Raw genomic sequence first — 6,685 nt, forward strand, 5'->3', positions numbered from 1 at the left:
GAAGTAGGCGAAACGGCGTAAATTAGCCGCCAGAGGTTGAAAAGTCTTTTAACTGACTCCATTCCTGTGGTGAAACTTTCGGGCGAACACGTGGTCGGAAGTTAACTTCACTTTGTCATGGCGAGACTATTTTTTCAGCTCGCCCCCAGTTATATTTCAGGCCGCAGGCCTGCAAACGATTCCCGAGGTGAGATGCTTCGGTTTTGGAGAAATGGATGAAATCACTGTTTAAAGTCACATTGTTAGCTACCACGATGGCCGTTGCGCTGAATGCCCCGCTGGCAATGGCTGCCGACGCCGCTCAGGCTAAGCCAGCAGCAGCACCGCAGCAGGCTCCTAAAAATGCCGCCTTCAAAAATGACGACCAGCAGTCTGCATATGCGCTGGGTGCATCTTTGGGCCGCTACATGGAGAACTCCCTGAAGGAACAGGAAAAACTGGGCATCACCCTGGATAAAACTCAGCTGATCGCCGGCGTTCAGGATGCGTTTGCTGGTAAGAGCAAACTCTCTGACCAGGAGATCGAGCAGACGCTGCAGTCCTTCGAAGGCCGTGTGAAGGGTGCCGCTCAGGCGAAGATGGAAAAAGATGCGACAGAAAACGCCAGCAAAGGTGACGCTTACGCGGCTAAATTCGCTAAAGAGAAAGGCGTGAAGAAAACCGAATCCGGTCTGCTCTACCAGGTAGAGAAAGAAGGAACCGGCAGCGCGCCGACTGACAGCGATACCGTTGTAGTGAACTACAAAGGGACGCTGATCGACGGCACCGAGTTCGATAACTCTTACACCCGCGGCGAGCCGCTGTCATTCCGTCTGGATGGTGTTATCCCTGGCTGGACTGAAGGCCTGAAGCACGTGAAGAAAGGCGGCAAAATTAAGCTGGTGATCCCACCGAACCTGGCTTACGGCAAAAATGGCGTTCCGGGTATTCCGGCTAACTCCACGCTGGTATTCGACGTTGAGCTGCTGGACATCAAAGCGGCGGCGAAAGCCGATGCCGCACCAGCCCCGGCTGCACCAGCCGCTGGTGATGCCAAAGCTAAGCAGTAATGCCTGCCACCGCCACCTTCGGGTGGCGGTTTTGTTTCCACCACCTGCACAGCTATTCCCCTGCTTTTTGCGTTAGATTGCATTTCACGACAAAGGTTGGGACACGCCTTTCCCATATTTGCTAGACTATCCGGCGCGCATTTAATAAGAATGAGTCTGCCCTTGCGCCGTGTGACAGGCTCTGGTCAAAGGGTGGTGTCGTCAATGTCTAATTCACTGTTCTCCGGTGACGTCGCGGATTTGGAGCTGCTTGAACAGCACCCATTCACCGCCGGGGATTTCGAAATTCTCAAATCTTACGAAGCTGTTGTTGATGGCCTGGCGATGCTTATCGGTTCGCACTGCGAGATCGTGCTGCACTCGCTGGAAGACCTGAAGTGCTCGGCGGTGCGTATTGCCAACGGTGAACATACCGGGCGCAAAATAGGCTCGCCAATCACCGATCTCGCGCTGCGCATGCTGCACGATATGACGGGTGCTGACAGTAATGTCTCGAAAGCCTACTTTACCCGTGCCAAAAGCGGCGTGCTGATGAAGTCGGTGACCATTGCTATCCGCAATCGCGAACAGCGGGTGATCGGCCTGCTGTGCATCAATATGAACCTTGATGTCCCGTTCTCGCAGATTATGGCGACTTTCATGCCGCCTGAAACGCAGGAGGTGGCCTCCTCAGTCAATTTCGCCTCCTCGGTGGAAGACCTGGTGATGCAGACGCTGGAATTCTCGATTGAAGAAGTCAGCGCCGATCGCAATGTGTCCAACAACGCCAAGAATCGCCAAATCGTGCTCAATCTGTATGAGAAAGGCATCTTTGATATCAAAGATGCGATTAACCAGGTGGCGGATCGCCTGAATATCTCCAAGCACACGGTCTATCTTTACATTCGCCAGTTCAAAAATGGCGATTTCCACGGCCAGGATAAGTAATGCGTTTCTGCCTGATGGTGACCGGCCCGGCCTATGGCACACAGCAGGCCAGTAGCGCCTGGCTGTTTGCCCGCGAGCTGCTGGCGCAGGGCCATGAACTGGAAAGCGTGTTTTTCTATCGTGAAGGGGTGCTGAATGCCAGCCTGCTGAATGCCCCGGCCAGCGATGAAACCGATCTGACCCGTCACTGGCAGCAGCTGCACACAGAGCACGGCGTGGCGCTGAATATCTGTGTGGCGGCAGCGCTGCGCCGTGGCGTGGCCGATGAGCACGAAGCCGCCAGCCTTGGCCTGCCTGTGGCGAATCTCGCCACAGGTTTTCAACTCAGCGGGTTGGGTGCACTGGCGGAAGCCGCCCTCAGCTGTGACCGCATGGTGCAGTTCTGATGAATCGTATCGCTTTCGTGTTTACTCAGGCGCCCCATGGCAGCAGTGCCGGGCGGGAAGGGCTGGATGCAGTGCTGGCGACGTCGGCACTCAGCGAGGATATCGCGCTGTTCTTTGTCAGCGATGGCGTACTGCAGCTCACCGCGGGCCAGCAGCCGCAGCAGATTCTGGCGCGCAACTATATCGCGACCTTTGGCGTGCTGCCGATGTATGACGTCGAGCGCTGCTATCTGTGCGCTGCGGCGTTAGCAGAACGAGGCATTGCTGCCGACGCGGCCCGCGTGCTGCCTGCTGAGATTTTAACGCCTGCTGACCTGCGTCAGACCCTGGATAACTACGACCGGGTGATTACCTTCTGAGGAAACCATGCTGCATACCCTGATGACTTCACCTTTTCGCTGCGATGTCGCTGCGTTGCTGCGCCTGCTGGCTGACGGCGATGATGTGCTGCTACTTCAGGATGGGGTGATTGCGGCTCTGGAAGGCAGCCCTGCCCTTGAAGCCTTGCTTAATGCCCCCATCTCACTCTACGTGCTGCAGGAAGATGTCGAGGCGCGTGGCTTATCTGCTCAAATTTCAACCAATGTGACGACGGTAGGCTATACTGACTTCGTTGCGCTGGTTGTAAAGAACCCGCAGCAAATGACCTGGTGACAGTAGTAATCCTGGTTATTTCTTGACACCTTTTGGTCTCAGCCTTAAAATTCTGCGGCCTCGTGATTCCGCGAGGCGATTTATTACGTGTTTACGAAGCAAAAGCTAAATCCCAGGAGCTATTTAATGGCAACAGTTAACCAGCTGGTTCGCAAACCACGCGTACGCAAAGTTGCAAAGAGCAACGTGCCTGCGCTGGAAGCCTGCCCGCAGAAACGTGGTGTATGTACTCGTGTATACACTACTACCCCTAAAAAACCGAACTCCGCACTGCGTAAAGTATGTCGTGTTCGTTTAACCAACGGTTTTGAAGTTACCTCCTACATCGGCGGTGAAGGTCATAACCTGCAGGAACACTCCGTGATCCTGATCCGTGGCGGTCGTGTAAAAGACTTGCCAGGTGTGCGTTACCACACCGTTCGTGGCGCGCTGGACTGCTCAGGTGTTAAAGACCGTAAGCAGGCTCGCTCCAAGTACGGCGTGAAGAAGCCAAAGGCTTAATGGTTCTCCGTTAAGTAAGGCCAAACGTTTTATCTTAAATGTCATAATAAACTCGTAGAGTTTTGGACAATCCTGAATTAACAACGGAGTATTTCCATGCCACGTCGTCGCGTCATTGGTCAGCGTAAAATCCTGCCAGATCCTAAGTTCGGATCAGAATTGCTGGCCAAATTTGTAAATATCCTGATGGTAGATGGTAAAAAATCTACTGCTGAAACTATCGTTTATAACGCGCTGGAGACCCTGGCTCAGCGTTCTGGTAAAAACGAGCTGGAAGCATTTGAAGTAGCCCTGGACAACGTCCGCCCAACCGTGGAAGTTAAATCCCGTCGCGTTGGTGGTTCTACTTATCAGGTACCAGTTGAAGTCCGTCCGGTTCGTCGTAATGCTCTGGCAATGCGTTGGATCGTAGAAGCTGCTCGTAAACGCGGTGATAAATCTATGGCTCTGCGCCTGGCGAACGAACTTTCTGATGCTGCAGAAAACAAAGGTACTGCAGTTAAGAAACGTGAAGACGTTCACCGTATGGCCGAAGCCAACAAGGCGTTCGCTCACTACCGCTGGTAACAGCTCTGTAGTTGTTATAAACCCAGCGGGCGTCCCAGTGACTTACCTGCTGGGCTTTTTTAACTTAGAACGTCTAAGAATCAGAGGAATCAAATGGCTCGTAAAACACCCATTGAACGCTACCGTAACATCGGTATCAGTGCGCACATCGACGCCGGTAAGACTACAACTACCGAACGTGTTCTGTTCTACACCGGTGTAAACCACAAAATCGGTGAAGTACATGACGGCGCAGCAACCATGGACTGGATGGAGCAGGAACAGGAACGTGGTATTACCATCACTTCCGCTGCGACCACCTGTTACTGGTCTGGTATGGCTAAGCAGTTTGAACCACACCACGTAAACATCATCGACACCCCAGGACACGTTGACTTCACCATCGAAGTTGAGCGTTCTATGCGTGTGCTTGATGGCGCGGTAATGGTTTACTGTGCAGTTGGTGGCGTTCAGCCGCAGTCTGAGACCGTATGGCGTCAGGCTAACAAATACAAAGTTCCACGCATTGCGTTCGTTAACAAAATGGACCGCATGGGTGCAAACTTCCTGAAAGTTGTTGACCAGATGGAAAAGCGCCTGGGTGCAAACCCGGTGCCATTGCAGCTGGCTATCGGCGCAGAAGAGAAATTCACCGGTGTTGTTGACCTGGTGAAAATGAAAGCGATCAACTGGAACGAAGCCGATCAGGGCGTCACCTTCGAATACGAAGATATTCCAGCTGATATGCAGGAACTGGCCGAAGAATGGCGTGGCAAGCTGGTTGAAGCCGCAGCTGAAGGCTCTGATGAGCTGATGGAGAAGTTCTTTGGCGGCGAAGAGCTGACTGAAGAAGAGATCAAAACTTCTCTGCGTAAGCGCGTTCTGAACAGCGAAATCATCCTGGTTACCTGTGGTTCTGCATTTAAGAACAAAGGTGTTCAGGCGATGCTGGATGCGGTTGTTGAGTATCTGCCAGCACCGACCGACGTTACCGCGATTAACGGTATGTTGGACGATGGTAAAGACACTCCAGCTGTTCGTCACTCAGACGACAAAGAGCCGTTTGCTGCTCTGGCGTTCAAAATTGCTACCGACCCATTCGTGGGTAACCTGACCTTCTTCCGCGTTTACTCTGGTGTAGTAAACTCAGGTGATACCGTGTTCAACCCGGTTAAATCTGCTCGTGAGCGTCTGGGCCGTATCGTACAGATGCACGCCAACAAGCGTGAAGAGATCAAAGAAGTTCGTGCAGGCGATATCGCCGCAGCGATCGGTCTGAAAGACGTGACCACTGGTGACACCCTGTGTGACCCGGACAACGTCATCATTCTGGAGCGTATGGAATTCCCTGAGCCGGTAATCTCCATTGCTGTAGAGCCGAAAACCAAAGCTGACCAGGAAAAAATGGGTCTGGCTCTGGGTCGTCTGGCTAAAGAGGACCCGTCATTCCGCGTATGGACTGACGAAGAAACTAACCAGACTATCATCGCTGGTATGGGTGAGCTGCACCTGGACATCATCGTTGACCGCATGAAGCGTGAATTCAACGTTGAAGCCAACGTCGGTAAACCTCAGGTTGCTTACCGCGAAGCGATTCGTGCGAAAGTTACCGATATCGAAGGTAAACACGCCAAGCAGTCTGGTGGTCGTGGTCAGTACGGTCATGTTGTTATCGACATGTACCCACTGGAGCCGGGCGTTAATCCTAAAGGTTACGAATTCGTCAACGATATTAAAGGCGGTGTGATTCCTGGTGAATACATCCCTGCGGTTGACAAAGGCATTCAGGAACAGCTGAAATCAGGCCCACTGGCTGGTTACCCTGTAGTAGATCTGGGCGTTCGTCTGCACTTTGGTTCATACCATGATGTTGACTCCTCAGAACTGGCGTTTAAACTGGCGGCTTCTATTGCGTTCAAAGACGGCTTTAAGAAAGCAACGCCGGTACTGCTTGAACCAATCATGAAGGTTGAAGTAGAGACTCCTGAAGAGAATACCGGTGACGTTATCGGTGACCTTAGCCGTCGTCGTGGTATGCTCAAAGGACAAGAATCTAACGCTACTGGCGTTCAGATTCACGCTGAGGTTCCGCTGTCTGAAATGTTCGGATACGCGACTCAGTTGCGTTCTCTGACGAAAGGCCGTGCTTCGTACTCCATGGAGTTCCTGAAGTATGATGATGCGCCGAACAACGTCGCTCAGGCCGTAATTGAAGCTCGTAGCAAATAAGCTACAGTTTAAATATTGATCCTATGCTCTCACCAAAGGGTGAGAGCATTAAAGTAAGGAATATCGTCGTGTCTAAAGAGAAATTTGAACGTTCCAAACCGCACGTCAACGTTGGTACTATCGGCCACGTTGACCACGGTAAAACTACCCTGACTGCTGCTATCACCACCGTTCTGGCGAAAACCTACGGCGGTTCTGCTCGTGCGTTCGACCAGATCGATAACGCGCCAGAAGAAAAAGCACGTGGTATCACCATCAACACTTCTCACGTTGAATATGACACCCCAACTCGCCACTACGCGCACGTTGACTGCCCAGGCCACGCCGACTATGTGAAAAACATGATCACCGGTGCTGCTCAGATGGACGGCGCGATCCTGGTTGTTGCTGCGA

General features: G+C 52.6%; 9 protein-coding genes. All 9 read left to right on the top strand.

The genetic code is table 11. From position 1 onward, the window contains the following. The first annotated feature begins 215 nt into the window (after nucleotides 1-215). A complete protein-coding gene (gene fkpA / locus ID864_RS19955) occupies nucleotides 216-1,049 on the top strand; it encodes an FKBP-type peptidyl-prolyl cis-trans isomerase (RefSeq protein ID WP_048917646.1) in 834 nt (277 codons plus the stop codon). Nucleotides 1,050-1,253: 204 nt separating this feature from the next. After that, nucleotides 1,254-1,976 (top strand): helix-turn-helix transcriptional regulator, encoded by a 723-nt coding sequence (locus tag ID864_RS19960; RefSeq protein WP_048917645.1) that lies wholly within the window; start codon nucleotides 1,254-1,256, stop codon nucleotides 1,974-1,976. Continuing rightward, nucleotides 1,976-2,362 carry a sulfurtransferase complex subunit TusD gene (gene tusD, locus ID864_RS19965; protein WP_048917644.1) on the top strand — a complete coding sequence of 129 codons (387 nt, stop codon included), beginning with the start codon at nucleotides 1,976-1,978 and terminating at the stop codon, nucleotides 2,360-2,362. The genes ID864_RS19960 and tusD overlap by 1 nt, the downstream gene beginning before the upstream one ends. Then, nucleotides 2,362-2,721: a sulfurtransferase complex subunit TusC gene (gene tusC, locus ID864_RS19970; RefSeq protein ID WP_048917643.1), complete on the top strand. Its 360-nt coding sequence runs from the start codon at nucleotides 2,362-2,364 to the stop codon at nucleotides 2,719-2,721. Before tusD ends, tusC begins: the two co-directional genes overlap by 1 nt. A gap of 7 nt (nucleotides 2,722-2,728) precedes the next feature. After that, nucleotides 2,729-3,016, top strand: a complete 288-nt coding sequence (tusB, locus tag ID864_RS19975) for a sulfurtransferase complex subunit TusB (protein WP_048917642.1) — start codon at nucleotides 2,729-2,731, stop codon at nucleotides 3,014-3,016. Between the two features lie 126 nt (nucleotides 3,017-3,142). After that, the gene (gene rpsL, locus ID864_RS19980) at nucleotides 3,143-3,517 is read left to right on the top strand and encodes a 30S ribosomal protein S12 (RefSeq protein ID WP_003852912.1); all 375 of its coding nucleotides are present in this window, start codon (nucleotides 3,143-3,145) and stop codon (nucleotides 3,515-3,517) included. Between the two features lie 96 nt (nucleotides 3,518-3,613). Beyond that, complete coding sequence (gene rpsG / locus ID864_RS19985) at nucleotides 3,614-4,084, top strand: 30S ribosomal protein S7 (RefSeq protein ID WP_004160604.1); 471 nt, start codon at nucleotides 3,614-3,616, stop codon at nucleotides 4,082-4,084. A 93-nt stretch (nucleotides 4,085-4,177) separates the two neighbouring features. Continuing rightward, on the top strand, nucleotides 4,178-6,292 hold the full coding sequence (gene fusA, locus ID864_RS19990) for an elongation factor G (protein WP_048917641.1): 2,115 nt from the start codon (nucleotides 4,178-4,180) through the stop codon (nucleotides 6,290-6,292). A 68-nt stretch (nucleotides 6,293-6,360) separates the two neighbouring features. Then, nucleotides 6,361-6,685, top strand: a 325-nt coding sequence (locus ID864_RS19995; protein ID WP_261392638.1) for a GTP-binding protein, incomplete at its 3' end; no start/stop codon positions are given.

Origin of the sequence: Erwinia aphidicola, from assembly GCF_014773485.1 — a bacterium.
GTDB lineage: Bacteria > Pseudomonadota > Gammaproteobacteria > Enterobacterales > Enterobacteriaceae > Erwinia > Erwinia aphidicola.

Coding starts and splice junctions, on each gene's coding strand:
- tusD (WP_048917644.1), top strand. CDS start 1,976: ATGCGTTTCTGCCTGATGGTGACCGGCCCGGCCTATGGCACACAGCAG.
- fusA (WP_048917641.1), top strand. CDS start 4,178: ATGGCTCGTAAAACACCCATTGAACGCTACCGTAACATCGGTATCAGT.
- tusC (WP_048917643.1), top strand. CDS start 2,362: ATGAATCGTATCGCTTTCGTGTTTACTCAGGCGCCCCATGGCAGCAGT.
- rpsL (WP_003852912.1), top strand. CDS start 3,143: ATGGCAACAGTTAACCAGCTGGTTCGCAAACCACGCGTACGCAAAGTT.
- ID864_RS19960 (WP_048917645.1), top strand. CDS start 1,254: ATGTCTAATTCACTGTTCTCCGGTGACGTCGCGGATTTGGAGCTGCTT.
- rpsG (WP_004160604.1), top strand. CDS start 3,614: ATGCCACGTCGTCGCGTCATTGGTCAGCGTAAAATCCTGCCAGATCCT.
- fkpA (WP_048917646.1), top strand. CDS start 216: ATGAAATCACTGTTTAAAGTCACATTGTTAGCTACCACGATGGCCGTT.
- tusB (WP_048917642.1), top strand. CDS start 2,729: ATGCTGCATACCCTGATGACTTCACCTTTTCGCTGCGATGTCGCTGCG.